The organism is Streptomyces sp. GbtcB7 (assembly GCF_019091445.1).
Classification (GTDB): domain Bacteria; phylum Actinomycetota; class Actinomycetes; order Streptomycetales; family Streptomycetaceae; genus Streptomyces; species Streptomyces mirabilis.
In genome coordinates this window covers 236,268-253,042 of record NZ_JAGXJM010000002.1, presented here as the reverse complement: position 1 = coordinate 253,042, position 16,775 = coordinate 236,268, and the positions used below count along the sequence as shown (strand labels likewise).

The 16,775-nt window shown below is 71.9% G+C and carries 17 protein-coding genes; 6 read left to right on the top strand and 11 right to left on the bottom strand.

Annotated features, from left to right (window positions below; translation table 11 throughout):
• Nucleotides 1-17: 17 nt before the first annotated feature.
• Complete coding sequence (gene zapE / locus KVT44_RS04050) at nt 18-1,121, bottom strand: cell division protein ZapE (protein ID WP_217566120.1); 1,104 nt, start codon at nt 1,119-1,121, stop codon at nt 18-20.
• A gap of 37 nt (nt 1,122-1,158) precedes the next feature.
• On the opposite strand from zapE, the gene KVT44_RS04045 reads away from it, so the two are divergent.
• The 4 genes from KVT44_RS04045 (at nt 1,159) to msrB (ending at nt 4,674) form a co-directional block, all read left to right on the top strand.
• On the top strand, nt 1,159-1,995 hold the full coding sequence (locus KVT44_RS04045; RefSeq protein WP_217566119.1) for a pyrimidine reductase family protein: 837 nt from the start codon (nt 1,159-1,161) through the stop codon (nt 1,993-1,995).
• Between the two features lie 170 nt (nt 1,996-2,165).
• Nucleotides 2,166-2,639, top strand: a complete 474-nt coding sequence (locus tag KVT44_RS04040) for an indole-3-glycerol phosphate synthase (RefSeq protein WP_079090183.1) — start codon at nt 2,166-2,168, stop codon at nt 2,637-2,639.
• A 213-nt stretch (nt 2,640-2,852) separates the two neighbouring features.
• Complete coding sequence (gene murC, locus KVT44_RS04035) at nt 2,853-4,238, top strand: UDP-N-acetylmuramate--L-alanine ligase (protein WP_217566118.1); 1,386 nt, start codon at nt 2,853-2,855, stop codon at nt 4,236-4,238.
• A 28-nt stretch (nt 4,239-4,266) separates the two neighbouring features.
• Nucleotides 4,267-4,674 (top strand): peptide-methionine (R)-S-oxide reductase MsrB, encoded by a 408-nt coding sequence (gene msrB, locus KVT44_RS04030; protein ID WP_099920172.1) that lies wholly within the window; start codon nt 4,267-4,269, stop codon nt 4,672-4,674.
• Nucleotides 4,675-4,677: 3 nt separating this feature from the next.
• Here msrB and KVT44_RS04025 read toward each other — a convergent pair whose 3' ends face one another.
• Nucleotides 4,678-5,682, bottom strand: a complete 1,005-nt coding sequence (locus tag KVT44_RS04025; protein ID WP_308313907.1) for a lysylphosphatidylglycerol synthase transmembrane domain-containing protein — start codon at nt 5,680-5,682, stop codon at nt 4,678-4,680.
• Between the two features lie 288 nt (nt 5,683-5,970).
• Between KVT44_RS04025 and KVT44_RS04020 the strand changes: the two genes are divergently transcribed.
• Nucleotides 5,971-6,537 (top strand): cysteine hydrolase family protein, encoded by a 567-nt coding sequence (locus KVT44_RS04020; RefSeq protein WP_217566116.1) that lies wholly within the window; start codon nt 5,971-5,973, stop codon nt 6,535-6,537.
• Nucleotides 6,538-6,579: 42 nt separating this feature from the next.
• Here the strand turns inward: KVT44_RS04020 and KVT44_RS04015 are convergent, their stop codons facing one another.
• Nucleotides 6,580-7,854, bottom strand: coding sequence for an amidase (locus KVT44_RS04015; RefSeq protein WP_217566115.1), 1,275 nt, complete (start codon nt 7,852-7,854; stop codon nt 6,580-6,582).
• Nucleotides 7,855-7,868: 14 nt separating this feature from the next.
• On the bottom strand, nt 7,869-8,462 hold the full coding sequence (locus KVT44_RS04010) for a TetR family transcriptional regulator (RefSeq protein ID WP_308313906.1): 594 nt from the start codon (nt 8,460-8,462) through the stop codon (nt 7,869-7,871).
• Between the two features lie 138 nt (nt 8,463-8,600).
• Here KVT44_RS04010 and KVT44_RS04005 point away from each other — a divergent pair, with 138 nt between their 5' ends.
• Nucleotides 8,601-9,353 (top strand): NAD(P)-binding domain-containing protein, encoded by a 753-nt coding sequence (locus KVT44_RS04005; RefSeq protein WP_308313905.1) that lies wholly within the window; start codon nt 8,601-8,603, stop codon nt 9,351-9,353.
• Between the two features lie 83 nt (nt 9,354-9,436).
• On the opposite strand, the gene KVT44_RS04000 is transcribed toward KVT44_RS04005, so the two are convergent.
• The 7 genes from KVT44_RS04000 to KVT44_RS03970 all read right to left on the bottom strand — a co-directional run bounded on the left by KVT44_RS04000 (nt 9,437) and on the right by KVT44_RS03970 (nt 16,702).
• The gene (locus tag KVT44_RS04000; protein ID WP_217566112.1) at nt 9,437-11,611 is read right to left on the bottom strand and encodes a glycosyltransferase family 39 protein; all 2,175 of its coding nucleotides are present in this window, start codon (nt 11,609-11,611) and stop codon (nt 9,437-9,439) included.
• Nucleotides 11,612-11,669: 58 nt separating this feature from the next.
• On the bottom strand, nt 11,670-11,816 hold the full coding sequence (locus KVT44_RS03995; RefSeq protein ID WP_217566111.1) for a hypothetical protein: 147 nt from the start codon (nt 11,814-11,816) through the stop codon (nt 11,670-11,672).
• The gene (locus tag KVT44_RS03990) at nt 11,813-12,751 is read right to left on the bottom strand and encodes a glycosyltransferase (protein WP_217566110.1); all 939 of its coding nucleotides are present in this window, start codon (nt 12,749-12,751) and stop codon (nt 11,813-11,815) included. The genes KVT44_RS03995 and KVT44_RS03990 overlap by 4 nt, the downstream gene beginning before the upstream one ends.
• A 140-nt stretch (nt 12,752-12,891) precedes the next feature.
• Nucleotides 12,892-13,494 carry an ATP/GTP-binding protein gene (locus KVT44_RS03985; protein ID WP_075030981.1) on the bottom strand — a complete coding sequence of 201 codons (603 nt, stop codon included), beginning with the start codon at nt 13,492-13,494 and terminating at the stop codon, nt 12,892-12,894.
• Complete coding sequence (locus KVT44_RS03980; RefSeq protein ID WP_099920165.1) at nt 13,481-13,837, bottom strand: DUF742 domain-containing protein; 357 nt, start codon at nt 13,835-13,837, stop codon at nt 13,481-13,483. Before KVT44_RS03980 ends, KVT44_RS03985 begins: the two co-directional genes overlap by 14 nt.
• 1 nt (nt 13,838) lies before the next feature.
• Nucleotides 13,839-14,270 carry a roadblock/LC7 domain-containing protein gene (locus tag KVT44_RS03975; protein ID WP_054236774.1) on the bottom strand — a complete coding sequence of 144 codons (432 nt, stop codon included), beginning with the start codon at nt 14,268-14,270 and terminating at the stop codon, nt 13,839-13,841.
• Between the two features lie 11 nt (nt 14,271-14,281).
• Nucleotides 14,282-16,702 carry a nitrate- and nitrite sensing domain-containing protein gene (locus KVT44_RS03970; protein WP_217566109.1) on the bottom strand — a complete coding sequence of 807 codons (2,421 nt, stop codon included), beginning with the start codon at nt 16,700-16,702 and terminating at the stop codon, nt 14,282-14,284.
• Nucleotides 16,703-16,775: the final 73 nt, after the last annotated feature.

The following is a 16,775-nucleotide window of genomic DNA, read 5'->3' as shown; positions in this document are numbered from 1 at the left end:
TGTGGAGGGGCCGAAAACTACGCCTCGACGAGTCCCTTGGCGTCGCGGGCCAGCGCGGTGAGCCGGGAGATCGCGCGGAAGTACTTCTTCCGGTAGCCGCCGTTCAGCATCTCCTCACTGAAGAGCTGGTCGAAGGGCATCCCGGAGGCGAGGACGGGCACCTCGCGGTCGTACAGCCGGTCGGCGAGCACCACGAGCCGCAGCGCCGTCGACTGGTCGGGCACCGGCTGGACGTCGGTGAGGCAGACGGCCTTCAGGTCGTCGGTCAGGGCGCCGTAGCGGCTGGGGTGCACGCGCGCGAGGTGGTCGAGCAGATGCGGGAAGTCGTCCAGGGAGGCCCCGTCCGTGGCGTACGCGGCCTTCGTGACCTGCTCGTCGGTGAACGGCGCCGGGGCCTCGGGCAGCCCGCGGTGGCGGTAGTCCTCGCCGTCGATGCGCAGCGGCCGGAAGTGCGCGGACAGCCCCTGGATCTCGCGCAGGAAGTCGGCGGCCGCGAACCGGCCCTCGCCGAGCTTGCCCGGCAGGGTGTTCGAGGTGGCCGCGAGCGCGACCCCCGCGTCGACCAGCTTGCCGAGCAGGGTGGAGACGAGGACGGTGTCGCCCGGGTCGTCGAGTTCGAACTCGTCGATGCACAGGAGGCGGTGCCCGGAGAGCGTCTGCACGGTCTTCTGGAAGCCGAGCGCGCCGACCAGGTTCGTCAGCTCCACGAAGGTGCCGAAGGCCTTGAGCGCGGGCTCGGCCGGGGTGGCGTGCCACAGGGAGGCGAGCAGGTGGGTCTTGCCGACGCCGTAGCCGCCGTCCAGGTACACACCGCGGGGGCCGGCCGGGGTCTTCGGTGCCTTGGCCTTGCCGAAGCCGAAGAAGCCGCGCTTGCCGCCGCCGAGCGCGTGCGCCCCGCCGAGACCGGCCGCGAAGCCGGCGAGGACCTGTACGGCCTCGGTCTGGCTCGGCTGGTTCGGGTCCGGAATGTACGTTTCGAAGCGCACGGAGTCGAAGCGCGGCGGCGGCACCATCTCGGCGACCAGCCGGTCCGCGGGGACGTGCGGCTCGCGGGCGCACAGGGACGTGGGGGCTGCTTCGGATATCGGTTCGAACCCGGAAGCGGCGGAGGAGGACGACACGGTTCCCCACTCTAAGGGCCGTGCCACACTGCACGACATGCGACGCCTGTTCCCTGTGACCTACGAAACAGCAGCCCAGGCCACCGCCGGGGCCTCAGAAGCCCCTGGTGCGGCTGTGGCGGATGTGACGGATGCGACGGACCGTGAGTGGGAACTGCTGGAGCTGGCGGAGGCGTACGCCTACCCCGAGCTCCGCTCCGCCGGTGTCCGGCAGCCCTGGCTGCGGGCCAACATGGTCTCCACGCTCGACGGCGCCGCCCAGCACGACGGGAAGTCCCAGGGCATCTCCAGCGCCGCCGACATGCGGATCTTCGGGGTGCTGCGGGCTCTCGCGGACGTCGTGGTCGTCGGCGCGGAAACGGTACGCCAGGAGGGTTACCGTCCGGCACGCGCGCGTGCGGAGTTCGCGGCGTCCCGGGAGGCGGCCGGACAGGGCCCGGCGCCCGTGATCGCCGTCGTCACCGCGAGCCTCGACCTGGACTTCTCGCTGCCCCTGTTCACCTCGCCCCTGGTGCCCACGCTCGTCCTGACGGGCGCCGCGGCGGCCCCCGACCGGGTGGCGGCGGCCGAGAAGGCGGGCGCCGAGGTGGTGATCGCCGGGGACGGGATGGGCGTGGACCCGGTACGGGCCGTACGTGCCCTCGCCGAGCGCGGCATGACCCGGCTGCTGACCGAGGGCGGCCCGCGGCTGTTGGGCCAGATGGTCGCGGCGGGTGTCCTCGACGAACTGTGCCTGACCCTTTCCCCGACGCTCGCCGGGGGAGACGCGCAGCGGATCGCCGGGGGGCCCGCGATGGCGGTTCCCGAGCGGCTCGAACTGGCGTCCCTCCTGGAGGAGGCCGGATTCCTCTTCGCCCGATACCGTCGCCCCTGATCGGCGGCCCTGGCGTCGGTCCCGGCCGTCGGTCAGGGCAAGGTAGCGGAGTAGATCGTTCCGATTATCTTCCGCTGGGCACACTAAAAACCGCAGTCCCCGTGCGATCACGGGGCAGGATGGTTTCCGCAGGGGGCCAGGGAGGCCCACGGAGGAGAAGGGCGCCTGTCGTGTTCACAAGCGTATTGATGATCGAGAAGGCCCTGACGTCCGCCGACGTGGAGTTCGTCACCACCTTGCACGGTGACGAGGTGGTCGCCTTCCATGTGCTGCTCCAGCCGCGGGGCGACCAGGCGGACCGGCTGCTGCGCGCCATCGACGACGTCGCGCTCGGGGAGCTGGACGAGGCGGCCCACGAGCGTGAGACGCCGGAGGGCGCGGACGCGGCCGGTCAGGGGCAGCAGGCCCTCGACGTGTCGCTGGTGGCGCTGCGCTCGGCCGGCAGCGAGGCCGAGGGGCGGCTCATCGAGAACCACCCGCTCGACGCCCTCAAGGAGCTGGTCGACGAGATCGACGCGGACGAGGTCATCGTGCTGACCGACCCGCACTACGTGGAGGAGTTCTTCCACCGCGACTGGGCCTCGCGGGCCCGTCACAAGGTCGGCGTGCCGGTGCTGAAGCTGTTCTCGCACAGCAAGGTGTAGGGCTCCCGCCGGGCGTGGGCGTGGCGCCGTAGGGGCTGCCGGGATCGGTCGGGTGCGGCCGGCACGTGGCTGGTCGCGCCCACGCGGCGGAGGCGCACATGTCACAGCCCCGCGCCCCTGGGAGGTTGCGGGGGGTCGTACGGAATAGGCTGGGGCGGGTTCCTGTCTGTGGGAGCGCGCTTACCGTCGTACCGGATCTTGGGAGATACACGCATGGCACCCGGCCTTCCTACCGCCATGGACCGACCGCACTTCATCGGCATCGGCGGCGCCGGGATGTCGGGCATCGCCAAGATCCTGGCGCAGCGCGGGGCGAAGGTCGCGGGCAGCGACGCGAAGGAGTCCGCCACCGCCGAGGCCCTGCGGGCGCTGGGCGCGACCGTGCACATCGGCCACGCGGCCGACCACCTGGCCTCCGACGCCACCTGTGTGGTGGTGTCCTCGGCGATCCGCGCGGACAACCCGGAGCTGGCCCGCGCGGCCGAGCTCGGCATCCCGGTGGTCCACCGCTCGGACGCCCTCGCCCGGCTGATGGACGGCCTGCGCCCGATCGCGGTCGCGGGCACGCACGGCAAGACCACGACCACGTCGATGCTCGCCGTGTCCCTCTCCGCGCTGGGACTGAACCCCTCGTACGCGATCGGCGGCGACCTGGACGCCCCCGGCTCGAACGCCCTGCACGGCGACGGTGAGATCTTCGTCGCCGAGGCCGACGAATCGGACCGCAGCTTCCACAAGTACGCCCCCGAGGTCGCGATCGTCCTCAACGTCGAGCTCGACCACCACGCCAACTATGCCTCCATCGACGAGATCTACGAGTCCTTCGAGACCTTCGCCGCCAAGATCGTGCCGGGCGGCACGCTGGTGATCTCCGCGGACCACGAGGGCGCGCGCGAACTGACCCGGCGTCTGCCGGCGGACGTACGGGTGGTGACGTACGGCGACGCGCCGGACGCGGACGTACGGGTCCTGTCCGTGATCCCCCAGGGCCTGAAGAGCGAGGTGACGGTGCTCCTCGACGGCACGGAGCTGACCTTCGCCGTCTCCGTCCCCGGCCGCCACTACGCGCACAACGCGGTGGCCGCGCTGGCGGCGGGCGCGGCGCTGGGCATTCCGGCCGCGGAGCTGGCCCCCGCGATCGCCTCCTACACGGGTGTGAAGCGGCGTCTGCAGCTGAAGGGCGAGGAGGCGGGCGTCCAGGTCATCGACTCCTACGCGCACCACCCGACCGAGATGACGGCCGACCTGGAGGCCATGCGCGCGGGTGCCGACGGCCGCATCCTGGTGGTCTTCCAGCCCCACCTGTTCTCCCGCACCCAGGAGCTCGCCAAGGAGATGGGCGAGTCCCTGGCCCTGGCCGACGCCTCGATCGTGCTGGACATCTACCCGGCCCGCGAGGACCCGATCCCGGGCGTCACCAGCGAGCTGATCATCGAGGCGGCGCGGGCGGCGGGCGCGGACGTGACACCGGTCCACGACAAGGCGCAGGTGCCCTCGGTCGTCGCGGGAATGGCGAAGCCCGGTGATCTCGTTCTCACCATGGGCGCGGGAGACGTGACGGACCTCGGTCCCGAGATCCTGACCCGCCTGTCGAAGTAGCCGTGACGTTTGTGAGGGGTTGAGCTTCATGTCGTACGACATCGAAAAGCCGGACGAGCAGTGGCGCGCGGAGCTGACCCCGGCCGAGTACACCGTCCTGCGGAAGGCGGGCACCGAGCCCGCCTTCACGGGCGAGTACACCGACACCAAGGCCAAGGGTGTCTACTCCTGCCGTGCCTGCGGTGCCGAACTCTTCACGTCGAACGAGAAGTTCGAGTCCCACTGCGGCTGGCCGTCCTTCTTCGACCCGAAGGACTCCGACGCGGTCGAGCTGATCGCGGACCGCTCCCACGGGATGGTCCGCACGGAGGTGCGGTGCGCCCGCTGCGGATCGCACCTCGGCCATGTCTTCGAGGGCGAGGGCTACCCGACCCCGACCGACCAGCGGTACTGCATCAACAGCATCTCGCTGCGGTTGGCTCCGGACGAGGGCTGAGGTTCACAGCACCTCGCGATGGACGAGGGCCGAGAGGACGAGGGCGCCCGGGAGCAGGGGGATCCAGACGGTCAGGACGCGGTAGCCGATGACGGTTGCCGTGGCCAGGGACACGGGGGCGCCGTACGCGGCCATGGTGAGGACCATGGCCGCGTCGACCGGGCCGATGCCGCCCGGGGCGGGCACCGCGCCGACGGCGGTACTGGCGAGCAGCAGCGCGAGGACCACCTGGGCCCAGGACAGCGGCAGTCCGAGCGAGAACCCGACCGAGGCGATCACGCTCCCCTGGAGCACCGGGGCGACGGCCGACCCGCCCCACAGGGCGAGGACGCGGCTGGGCCGGGTGTGCAGGGTCCGTGCCTCGGTGAGGGCGGTGCGTACGAATCCGAGCGCCGGGCGGCGCAGTGGGCGTACGACCGTCAGGAGCAGGGCGGCGGTGGCGAGACCGAGCACCGCGGCCCCGGCGGCCATGAGCAACGTCCAGGTGTCCGGGGTGAGGTCGCCGAGCCGTAGCGCGTCCGGGAAGGCCACGAGGAAGACGACGAGCACCACCGTCTTCGCCAGCGGCTTGACCAGTGAGTACAGGGCGAGCGAGGCGGTGGCCCGGGCCAGGGGTATGCCGCGGCGCTGGAGGAAGCGCAGGGTGACGGCGTGGGCGCCGATGCTCGCCGGAAGGATGTGGTTGGCGGCGCCCGCGGCGAACTGCGAGGCGAGCAGCGGCCCGGGCGGCAGCCGTTCGGGCAGGGCACCTTGCCGGACGCACGCGGCGGCCACCCAGCCCAGGCAGGTGAAGAAGACCCCGGCCAGCAGCCACCGGGGATCGGCGGCGGCCAGCCGGGCGGCGCCCTCGCTCACCGCGCGCCAGTCGACCGCCGCCCACGTCCCGATCGCCAGGAGTGGCAGCAGGGTCAGCGTCACACGGGTGAGGCGGGTCAGGCGGGCGGCGGCGGGGGACCGGACAGGGGCGGGGCGCGCTACGGGGAGATCGTCGAGCGAGAGCGGGGACACGGCGCACATCGTCCTTCCACGTCACGCCCGCGGTACCGGCGGACGGACACAAGAAGAGGCTTGAGCGGAGGGGGACGATGGGAACGTTCCCGCCCGGTGTGACGGCGCGGTGTCCGGGAGGGGAAGGGGCACCAGCGGCTGGGCGACACGGCCGGGCTCGTCGTCCTGTGGGGCAGGGCAGTTGGCGCTCCCGTCGTCGAACGGTAGAAAGAGGGGGCGCACTCGGAACGCACCTGCCGAGTGAGATGGACGGGACGGACGAGACCGGCGAGACAACGGAGGCCCCTCATGACGACTCTGCCCGATCGGCCGAACACGGCGCTGCTCGTCATCGACGTCCAGAACGGGGTGGTGGCGGGCGCGCACCGGCGCGACGAGGTGGTCGCGAACATCGACACCCTGGTCGGCAGGGCTCGCGCGCAGGACGTGCCGGTGGTGTGGGTGCAGCACTCGGACGACCAGCTCAAGCGCGACAGCGAGAGCTGGCAGTACGTGCCGGAACTGGTCCGCCGCGACGCCGAGCCCCTCGTCCACAAGAACTACGGCGACTCCTTCGAGGACACCGACCTCGAGGCGCTGCTCGCCGAGCGCGGGGTGGGCCGGCTCGTCGTCACGGGCGCCCAGACCGACATGTGCATCCGCGCCACCCTGCACGGGGCCTTCGTACGCGGGTACGACGTGACGTTGGTCGGTGACGCGCACACGACGGAGGACCTCAGCGCGTACGGGGCGCCGCCGCCGGAGCAGGTGATCGCGCACACCAACCTCTACTGGAAGTGGGCGAGCGCACCCGGACGGCGCGGGGGCACCGTCGGCACGGCGGACGTGGCCTTCGCGGCGGTCGTCGAGGACTGAGCCGTTCCGATCTGATCGGCGACCATCGGCGGTCGCCGCGCGTCAGCCGTTCGCCCGCGCGGCCCGTTCGACGGCGTGGCCGAGGGAGAACAGGCCTTCCAGGCGGTCCGGGTGGCCCACGAGTTGGAGGCCCAGGGGCATGCCCTGGGCGTCCCGGTGGCCCGGTACGGTCACGGCCGGGAGGCCGAGGAGCTGCCAGGGGCGGCTCAGGACGGGCGACCCGGTGGCCGTCAGGCCCTTCGGGGCGGCACCCGGGGCGGCCGGGCCGAGCACGGCGTCCACGTCGCAGAGCAGTGCCAGCATCGCGGAGCGCTCCCGCCGCGCGACGGACCGCGCCTGCTCGTAGTCCCCGGTGGTGAGGGAACGGCCGTGCGCCAGGAGTTCGTTCAGCGGTGCGCTCAGCCGGTCCGGGTGGGTGCTCTCCTCGGCCAGCGTCCGCGCGGCCTCGTACGCCATCACCGTGACGTGTGCCTCGACGAGGCGGGGAGTGAGGGTGGGCCAGTCGACGTCCACGAGCACGGCGCCGTTCGCCACGGCGTCCTCGACGCTCCGGACCAGAGCCGCCCGCATGTCCTCCGAGATCTCGGCCAGTTCACCGCCCGACCACACCGCCAGCCTCGGTCGCGTCGGCTGTTCCGGAGGGCCGGGGAGCCGGTCCGCGCCGGTCAACGCCCCCTGAGCGAGCCGGAGATCGGCCACCGTCGGAGTCAACAGCCCGACCGCGTCGAGGCCGGGGGCCAGGCCCACGAATCCCGTCGTGTCGAGGGGACCCCCGGCCGGCGCCACGAAGCCCGCGACCCCGCAGTACGACGCCGGACGGGTGAGCGAGCCCGCGGTCTGGCTGCCGAGAGCCAGCGGGACGACCCCGGTGGCGACGGCGGCCGCGGAGCCGCTGGAGGAACCACCGGGCGTGTGGGCGAGGTTGTGCGGGTTCCTCGTGGGGCCGGGGGCGAAGTACGCGAACTCGGTGGTGACCGTCTTGCCGAGGGGAATCGCGCCGAGCCGCCGCAGGCGCGCGACCAGCGGGGCGTCGGCCTCGGCGATCCTGCCCCGGCGCAGCGGCGATCCGCACTCGGTGGGCAGACCGGCGACGTCGATGATGTCCTTGACCCCGACGGGGACGCCGCGCAGCGGGCCGCCCGACGGCACGCCATCCAGCTCCCGGGCGGCGCTCAGCGCTCCGTCCCGGTCCACCCGTACCCACGCCCGTACGTCGGACTCCGTACGGTCGAGTCGCTCCAGCGCGTCCGCGATCACCTCGGCCGCGCTCAGCTCGCCCCGGGCCACGCCCGCCGTCAGGGCCGACAGGGTCCTCATCCAGTGGTCCTCACCTAGCGCGGTGCGAGTGCCGCGAAGGCCTCGTCGATCAGATCGTCGAGGTCGAGGGTGCCGTCGGAAGCGGTCCAGTGGTTGACGGCGATGTTCAGACAGTCGACCGCGGCGGCGGCCCGCACCAGCGGGCCCAGGGCCGACGGCCGCGCGGGGGCCGCGCGCTCGGCGAGGGCCTCGGCGATGACCGGGCGCCAGCCGTTCTGCTTCTCCATGCTGCGCGTGCACAGCGCGGGGGTCTTCATGATCAGACGGGACAGCGCGAGCGCGCCGGCCGGGTCCTGCCGGTGGTGCTCGACGACCGTGCCCAGGGCGTGTCGCAGCGCCGTCCAGTCGTCCTCGCCGGCCGGGCGGGCGCGCAGCGCGTCGGCGATCCGCCCGCCCTGGGCGTCCACCGCGTCGAGGACGGCGTCCTCCTTGGTGCCGAAGTAGCGCAGGAAGGTGCTCCGGGACACCCCGGCCGCCGCGGCCAGGTCGTTGACGGTGACGTTCTCGAAGCCCTCGCGTCGGAACAGCTCGAAGGCCACCTGGGCCAACTCGGCCCGGACGGCGGCCCGTGCGATGTCCCTCGTGCTCGTACGCGCTGCTCCGTTCACCTCGGGATCGTACCGCTCACCCGCTCCCCGCTCGCCATAGTGAATCACGGACGCTAATGTGACACCGAGTTTCACGATTGGCATATGGATTCACTCTTGATCGATCTGCTGCACATCACATCAGCGGGAGAACCCACCGTGACGAAAACCCTTGGACTCATCGGCAGCGGCATGATCGGCGGCGGGCTGGCCCGCCTCGCCGTGGCGGCCGGACTGGACGTCGTACTCAGCAACTCGCGCGGACCGGAGACACTCGCCGGCCTCGTCGCCGAACTCGGCGGGCACGCCCGCGCGGCCACCCCCGAGGAGGCCGCCCGCGCCGGTGACCTGGTGGTGGCGACCGTGCCGCTGAAGGCCTACGACCGGCTGCCCGCGGCGGCTCTCGCGGGCAAGGTCGTGATCGACACCATGAACTACTACCCGGACCGCGATGGCCGCCTCGCCGAACTGGACGAGGGCGGGCCGACCTCCAGCGCCCTGGTCCAGCGCCACCTGGCCGACTCCCGGGTGGTCAAGGCGTTCAACAGCATCGACTTCCGGCGCCTGTTCCTCTCCGCCCGACCCTCCGGCGTCTCCGACCGCAGCGCCCTGCCCCTCGCCGGTGACGACGCGGCCGCCAAGGCGCGGGTGGTGAAGCTGCTGGACGTCCTCGGGTACGACGCGGTGGACATCGGCACGCTCGCCGACAGCTGGCGCAGCGAGCCGGGCACCCCGGTCTACGTGCAGCCCTACCTCGCGGCGCAGCCCGAGGGGCTGAGCCAGGAGGAGGCGCAGCGGTGGTTCTTCGAGACCCCGGGCGTTCCGGTGCCCGCCGACCGGGTCAAGGAGCTGACCGACGCGGCCGTACGGCGCCCGGCGGGCGAAGCCCGGGCCACCCTCGCCCGGGACTGAGCGACGGAAAGGAACGGAAAGGAGGGGCGGGCCACCGGTGGGGGATGTCCGGTGGCCCGCCCCTGCCGGGGTGGATGGCTGGGTCAGCCGACGTCGGAGGCGTCCAGGCGGTACAGGCCGCCGGTGCTCGACGTGGAGGACGTGGAGGACGTCGAGGACGTGGAAGAAGAGGTGGTCGAGGGCGAAGCAGAGCTGTACGCCGAGGACTTGACGGTCGTGCCGTGTGCCTTGACCCAGGTGGCGATCTCGGAGTTCGTGCCCTGTCCGCCGTCGCTGCTGACGATGATGTAGTGCAGCTTGCCGGACTTCACCAGGCTCTTGAGCTTGGCGAGGGTCATGGCGTTGTCGCTGCCGGACCAGCCGCCCATGGAGATGACGGGCTGCCCGGACTCCAGGATGATCGAGGACGCGGTCTGGTCGGTGGCCACGGCCAGCAGCCAGGTAGCTCCGTCCTGATGCTTCTTCAGGTACGTGATCATCTCGGACGACACCTGCGTGCCGCCTCCGCCCATCTGACCACCGCCGGCCTGGCCACTGCCTGTCCGGCCACTGGCCGTCTCGCTGTCCCCCGTCTCGCTGCCGCTCGGCCGGGTGTCGGAGCCCGAAGGCGCGGAGCCGCCGCCCGACGGGGGCTCACCCATGGACCGGCCGCCGGTACCACTCGTACGACTCGAACCGCTCGCGCCGCCCGGACCCCCGCCCATGCCACCCATGCCGCCACCGGTGCTGGGGCCGGCCGTGGGGTTGGTGCCGTTCGTGGCGGAGGTGGCCGCCGAGACCGAGTACGCGGCGGGGCCGGCCAGCAGGGCGACGACCGCGGCCAGCGCGGCGAAGCCGATGAGCCCCTCGCGCCGCGTGAAGCGTCCGGCGAGCAGGCCGAGCACCGCGACCGTGCCCGCGACGCCGACGACGATCTCCGCGACGGTGTACAGCGTGCCGGAGCCCGAGACCCGCTGGAGCAGCACGATCGCCCAGGCCGCACTGGCCGCGACGGCGGCAGGCAGGACCCAGCCCCACTTCGCCGCCGAGCCCTCACGGAACGCCCGGTACAGGGTCACGCCGCCCGCACCGGCCAGGGCCGCGATGCCGGGGGCCATGGCGGTGACGTAGTACGGGTGGAAGGTGCCCTCCGCGAGGGCGAAGGTCAGGTAGTGCAGGACGAACCAGCCGCCCCAGAGCATGAGCGCCGCACGCTCGGCGTCGGTGCGCGGGGCGCGGCCGCGCAGGATCAGACCCGCGATGAGGGCGATGGTCGCGAAGGGGATGAGCCAGGAGATCTGGCCGCCCATGATCTCGTTGAACAGCCGGTAGACGCCCGCGCTGCCGCCGAAGCTCGCACCGTTGCCCGCCGAGCCGACCGAGGAACTGGCGCCGAAGATACGGCCGAAGCCGTTGTAGCCGATGACCAGGTCCCAGACCGTGTTGTCGGTCGAACCGCCGATGTAGGGGCGGGAGGAGGCGGGGATCAGGTCGACGACCACCATCCACCAGGCGCTGGAGACGACCAGGGCCACCGTGGCGACGGCGAGGTGGCGGATCCGGCGGCCCAGCGAGCCGTGCGCGGCCCAGAGGTAAACCAGGAAGAAGGCCGGCAGGACGACGTACGCCTGCATCATCTTGGTGTTGAACGCGAAGCCGATCGCGACGGCGGACCAGACGAGCGGCATCAGTCGGCCGGTGCGGACGGCCTTGAAGAGACCCGCCGCGCCGAGCAGCATCAGGAAGACCAGGATCGGGTCCGGGTTGGTGTCCCGGTTGATGGCGACGGTGATCGGGGTCAGCGCCAGTGCCAGCGCGGCGACGGTCGCCGCCACCGGGCCGAAGTCGCGCTTGACCATGCGGTGGAGCAGGGCCACGGAGCCGGTGCCCACCGCGACCATCGGCAGCGCCAACTGCCAGGTGCCGAAGCCGAAGGCGCGGGCGGACAGTCCCATCACCCACAGCGCGAACGGCGGTTTGTCGACCGTGATGAAGCTGCCGGAGTCCAGCGCGCCGAAGAAGAACGCCTTCCAGCTCTTGGTGCCGCTGTAGACGGCCGCGTTGTAGAAGCTGTTGCCGCTGATGGAGGTGATGTTCCAGGCGTACAGGGCCGTCGCCGCGAGCAGGATCGCCCACAGGGCAGGGCGCGTCCAGCGGGGGTCCTCGGCGGGGCCGGTGAAGAGCCTTCGGCCACGGGCGACGAAGCCGCCGTCGGTGGGCGGTGCCGCCCGGTGCCTGCTGCTCGGTGAGGACGTGGGCGGTGGGGCGAGAGTCGTCATGACGCGGGCTCCAAGCGGGGAGAGGGAGTGCGACGCGGGCGGAGGGCCCGGAGCCGCATCAGGGCGAAGCGGGTGCGGTGGCGCCGAGGTCGGCGCCGACCGTGGTGATCAGGGGCGTGAGGTCGACGAGGGCGCTGCCCACCGTGGCGACGGCGACGGGGAGGCGCGGCAGCTGTCGCGCGCCGCGGCCGCGCGGCGTGCTCACGCCGCCTTCGCCCGGGCGGGCGGGGCGGCGGCTCCCGCGGGGGGCGACGTACGCTCGGCGCCCGCGGCGGGCGACGTAGGTTCGGCTCCCGCGTGATCCCCGCCCCCGCCGGGGCCGGGCTCCACGGAGGCGGCCCCGTGGGCGGCGGCCGTCATGTGTGCCGTACCGGACCGGGGCGGTAGGGCGACGCGGGTGCGGCCGGTCAGGATCCGGCGTTGCATCCGGCCCATGCCCTTGAGGTCGTCGACGGCGGTGGCGACGATGTCGACCCGGCTGTCGGGGTCGTCGACCCAGTCCACCGGCACCTCGTGGATACGCAGCCGGTTGCGCTCGGCCAGCACCAGCAACTCGGTGTCGAAGAACCAGGTGTTGTCCTCGATGTGCGGGGCGAGCGCCCGGAAGACCTCGGTGCGTACCGCCTTGAAGCCGCACTGCGCGTCCGAGAAGCGGGCCGCGAGCCCCAGCCTCAGCAGCAGGTTGTAGGAGCGGGAGATGAACTCGCGCCTCGGTCCGCGGACCACCGCTGACTGGCGGTGCAGCCGGCTGCCGATGGCCAGGTCACTGTGACCGGAGAGCAGGGGCGCGACCAGCGGGAGGAAGCCGTCGAGTCCGGTCGACAGGTCGACGTCCATGTACGCGACCACGTCCGCCTCGGACCTGCTCCACACGTACTTCAGCGCGCGGCCCCGGCCCTTGGCCTCCAGGTGGACGGCGTGGACGTGCGGAAGACGGGCCGTCAGCCCGGTCGCCGCCTGCCAGGTGGCGTCCGTGCTCGCGTTGTCCGCGACGGTGATCCGGAACGGGAACGGGAAAGAGGCTTCGAGGTAGGCGTGGAGGCGGCCGATACTGTCGCCGAGGACGTGTGCCTCGTTGTGGACCGGCACCACGATCTCGACCGACCGCTGCCGGACGCCTCCCGCGTTCGTTTCGTTCATGGCCCCGACGATCCGGGCCGGATCTGGGCCGTCGCTGAGCCCGCGCTGAGGGAAGGATGAGAATCAGGGAACTCACAGCTTCCGCACAGCCGGGCATCGGCGGGTCACAGGAAGACCGGTGAACAGCCGGTCTCCGTAAGTCAGTTGTGGCTGGACGAAGCGATCAACTCGTCGATCAGAGTGATTAGTACGTCCCGGCACGACCCGCGCTCACGGGCGTCGCAGAGCAGCACGGGGGTCCGTTTCGGCAGGGCCAGGGCGTCGCGGATCTCCTCGGGGGTGTACGGGTGCTGCCCGTGGAAGCCGTTGACGCCGACGACGAAGGGGATGCCGCGCCGCTCGAAGAAGTCGATGGCGGCGAAGCTGGACTCCGGCCTGCGGACGTCGATGAGGACCACGGCGCCCAGGGCGCCGATCGCGAGGTCGTTCCACATGAACCAGAACCGCTGCTGGCCCGGGGTGCCGAAGAGATACAGGACCAGTTCGGGGCTGAGGGTGATCCGCCCGAAGTCCAGGGCCACGGTGGTGGCCCGTTTCTCCTCGATGCCGTCGAGGTCGTCGACGTTCAGACCGGCGGAGGTGAGGGGTTCCTCGGTGCGCAGCGGGACGATCTCGCTGACCGCCCCGACCATGGTCGTCTTGCCGACGCCGAACCCTCCGGCGATCAGGATCTTGACCGCGTCGGGAGCGGAGGGTGCGTCGGGTGCCGAAGTCCCGCGCGCGGCGGGGTCAGAGCCGGCCAAGGCCGTCCCTCACTTTCTGCAGCAGGTCAAGGTCCGGGGTACGGGAGACGAGACGCGGAGCCTGGACGGTGATCCGGCCCGCCTCCAGCAGATCGCAGAGCAGGATCACGACCACGCTCACCGGCAGGTCGAGTTCGGCGGCGAGTTCCGCCACCACGATCGGCCTCGCGCACAGCCGCAGGATCCGCGCGTGCTCGGGCTGCGGCCGGGTGGCGCCCTCGGGCGGCGGATCCACCGCGGTCACCGACGTGATGAGGGTGAAGTCGGCGCGGCTGGGCCGGGTGCGGCCTCCGGTCAGCGTGAACGGCCGTACCAGCCGGCCGGCCGCGTCGCCTTCGCTCACCTCACTCGCCGTTGTCGGCCGCGGCGGCGACGCCCGCACGAGGTGCTGCCCTGAGGTGCTCGCCGATCTTCTTCACGAGCATGTTCATCTGGTACGCCACCACGCCGACGTCCGCGCCCTGGTTGGTGAGCACGGCGAGATGGGCGCCGGGGCCCGCGGCGGTGAGGATCAGATAGCTGTCGCGCATCTCGATCAGCGCCTGGCGCACCGGACCGCCGCGGAAGTCCATGCTGACGCCCTTGCTGAGGCTCATCAGGCCGGACGCGGTCGCCGCCAGCCGTTCGGCGTCGTCGCGGACGAACGCCGTGGACTTGCTGACGACCAGTCCGTCCTCGGAGAGCACGACGGCGTGGTTCACATCGGCGACCCGTTCCACCAGTCCGGTGAGCAGCTGGTCGAGCTGGCTGTGTGTGGCGGTGCTGGGGCGTGTCATTTCTCTGTCCTTCACGAGCGGTCGGCGGGCGGAGTCCACGAGCGGTCTGCGGGCTGGGTCGGGGCCGGGTCCTCCCCGTGGTCGTACGACGGTTCCTCGCCCCCGTGGTCGTACGACATCTCCTCGTCGTCGCGGGCCCGGAGCGTCCCGCGCTGGAAGCCCGCGAGTGAGGAGGCGGCGCGTTCCGCGGTGAAGTCGGCGAGGTCGGTGGCATCCTTGTCGTCGGCTTCGGAGGGCGCCGCCTCCTCTCGCAGCTCCGTGGCCAGGCTGGTCTGCGGCACCCGGCGCGGCAGCGGAGCAAGTCCGTCGCGGCGGGCGGCGCCCTGAGCGGGGCCGGAGCGCGGCGCGGCGGAGTCGGTCGTGCGGGCCCGGGCGGAGGGGGGTGCCTCCTCCGCACGTTCATGGGGCCGGCGCTCCGGGACCGCGTCGTCGGCGGAGCCCTTCGCCGCCACGACCCCCGCCGGTACCGCGACTTCCCCGTCCGTGGCGGGGGAGTCGGGGGTCTCGCGGACCACGATGTCGTGCGGGATCAGCACGATCGCGGTGGTGCCGCCGTACGGCGAGGAGCGCAGGGTGACGGCGATGCCGTGCCGGGTGGCGAGCCGCGCGATCACGAACATGCCGAGCCGCAGGTCGTCGGCGAGTGCCACCACGTCGAACTGCGGGGCCACCGCCAACTGGGCGTTGAACGCGGCGTAGTCCTCCTCGGACAGGCCCAGGCCCCGGTCCTCGATCTCGACGGCCAGTCCCTTGGCCACCATCGCGGCCCGTACCCCTACCGGGCTGGGCGCGGGGGAGTAGGTGGTCGCGTTGTCGATGAGTTCGGCCAGCAGATGGATGACGTCGGCCACCGCGGGCGGGCTCAGGTACACCTCGTCGTCGGTGTGCACGTCCACCCGCTGGTACTGGGCGACCTCACCGACGGCGCTGCGCAGGATGTCGATCAGCGCGACCGGTTCGGTCCAGCTGCGCCGGGGCTGCTCGCCGCTGATGATGACGAGGTTCTCCTCGTAGCGGCGGAGCTGGCTGGCGGTGGAGTCGAGTTCGTACAGGCCCTTGAGGATCCCCGGATCCTGGTGCTCGCGTTCCAGCGCGTCGAGCTTGCTGAGCTGAAGGTTGACCAGGTTCTGGCTCTGCCGGGCGATGCCGAGGATCACCTTCTGGAAGCCGCGTCGGGTGTCGGCGAGTTCCACCGCGGTGTACACCGCCGTGCGCTGGGCGGTGTTGAACGCCTTGGCCACCTGACCGAGTTCGTCCTCGCCGTAGTCCAGGGGCGGGGTGGCGGACTCCACGTCGACCTTCTCGCCCCGGTTCAGCCGGGCGACCACGTCGGGCAGCCGTTCCTCGGCGAGGCTGAGCGTGGCCATCCGGAGACCGCGCAGCCGCCGGGAGAGGGAGCGGGTGATGCGCCAGGACATCACGACGCACACCAGCAGGGCGACGAGTCCGCCGGCGCTCAGCGCGGCCGCCTTGATCAGCAGGCTGTGCGCCTTGTCGGCGCTGCGGTCGAGCAGTTGCGTGGTCTGCTGCTGGATCAGGTTCGTGTACTGGTCGGAGATCCTGCCGAGCGCGGTGTTCCAGCGAGCGTGCGCGTCGGGCAGGTCGACCGTCCTGGCCACCCGGCCGTGGGCCGTCCGGGCCGCGACGATCTGGTCCTCGACGGTCTCCAGGGTCTTCCAGTCCTGGCTCTGGAGGACCCGTTCGACCTGGTCCTTCACGGTGCCGTGCAGCGAGTCGAGGACCTGGCTCTGGAAGACCCAGCGGCGCACGTCGACCCGCTGGGCGAACTGCTGCCACGACTGCTGGTCGAGCTTTCCCGAGGGCCAGGCCAGCGCGAGCTGGGCGTCCTCCTGGGCGACGAGCTCCGCCGCGTTCCCCACCGTGATCAGCGGCCCTGCCTGCGAGGTGAGGTCGCCGTCGTCGACCTGGGAGAGTTCCTGGAAGGCGTGGATCTGGTCGCCGATGATCGAGGTGTACTGGTCCAGGGCCTGCTGGGCGGTGATGTCGGTGGGGTGGTCCACCTGTCCCCGGTAGTACTCCAGGCTTCCCACCGAGGCGATGACCGAGTACATCCGGTCGCCGATCCGGGCGGGCGCGTTCTTGAAGTCCTCGGACCGGCGGACCAGTTTCGCGACCGCGACGTCCGTGCGCTCGCGCTGCCGGTCCAGGGCGGCCCGGGAACCGTGCGGCGAGGCCATCCAGGCGGCCGACAGGCTGCGCTCCTGTTGCAGCGCGAGCGTCGCCTCGGTGCCCATGGCACCCGTCGACCGGCTCAGCCCCGTCTGTTCGCGCAGTCGCAGCCCCTCCGAGAAGATCTGCGTCGTCGTCACACCCCACATGGCGGCGAGGGTGACGCTGGGGACCAGCGCCAGCAGGATCAGGGAGAGACGTATGGAGCCGAGACGGCGCCGGGCACCGGTCCGTGGAGACATCGTCGTCCTAGAGCGATCAGCGATGAGAGGGTGCGCAGGATGCTATCCGTACAAGTGACCGTACGCACCGTGA

Bases quoted from the DNA above. Each gene is read 5' to 3' on its own strand.
- msrB (WP_099920172.1), top strand. From the start codon at position 4,267: ATGTCGTACGACATCGAAAAGCCGGACGAGCAGTGGCGCGCGGAGCTG.
- KVT44_RS04000 (WP_217566112.1), bottom strand. From the start codon at position 11,611: ATGACGACTCTCGCCCCACCGCCCACGTCCTCACCGAGCAGCAGGCAC.
- murC (WP_217566118.1), top strand. From the start codon at position 2,853: ATGGCACCCGGCCTTCCTACCGCCATGGACCGACCGCACTTCATCGGC.
- KVT44_RS03990 (WP_217566110.1), bottom strand. From the start codon at position 12,751: ATGAACGAAACGAACGCGGGAGGCGTCCGGCAGCGGTCGGTCGAGATC.
- KVT44_RS04015 (WP_217566115.1), bottom strand. From the start codon at position 7,854: ATGAGGACCCTGTCGGCCCTGACGGCGGGCGTGGCCCGGGGCGAGCTG.
- KVT44_RS03970 (WP_217566109.1), bottom strand. From the start codon at position 16,702: ATGTCTCCACGGACCGGTGCCCGGCGCCGTCTCGGCTCCATACGTCTC.
- KVT44_RS04045 (WP_217566119.1), top strand. From the start codon at position 1,159: ATGCGACGCCTGTTCCCTGTGACCTACGAAACAGCAGCCCAGGCCACC.
- KVT44_RS04020 (WP_217566116.1), top strand. From the start codon at position 5,971: ATGACGACTCTGCCCGATCGGCCGAACACGGCGCTGCTCGTCATCGAC.
- KVT44_RS03975 (WP_054236774.1), bottom strand. From the start codon at position 14,270: ATGACACGCCCCAGCACCGCCACACACAGCCAGCTCGACCAGCTGCTC.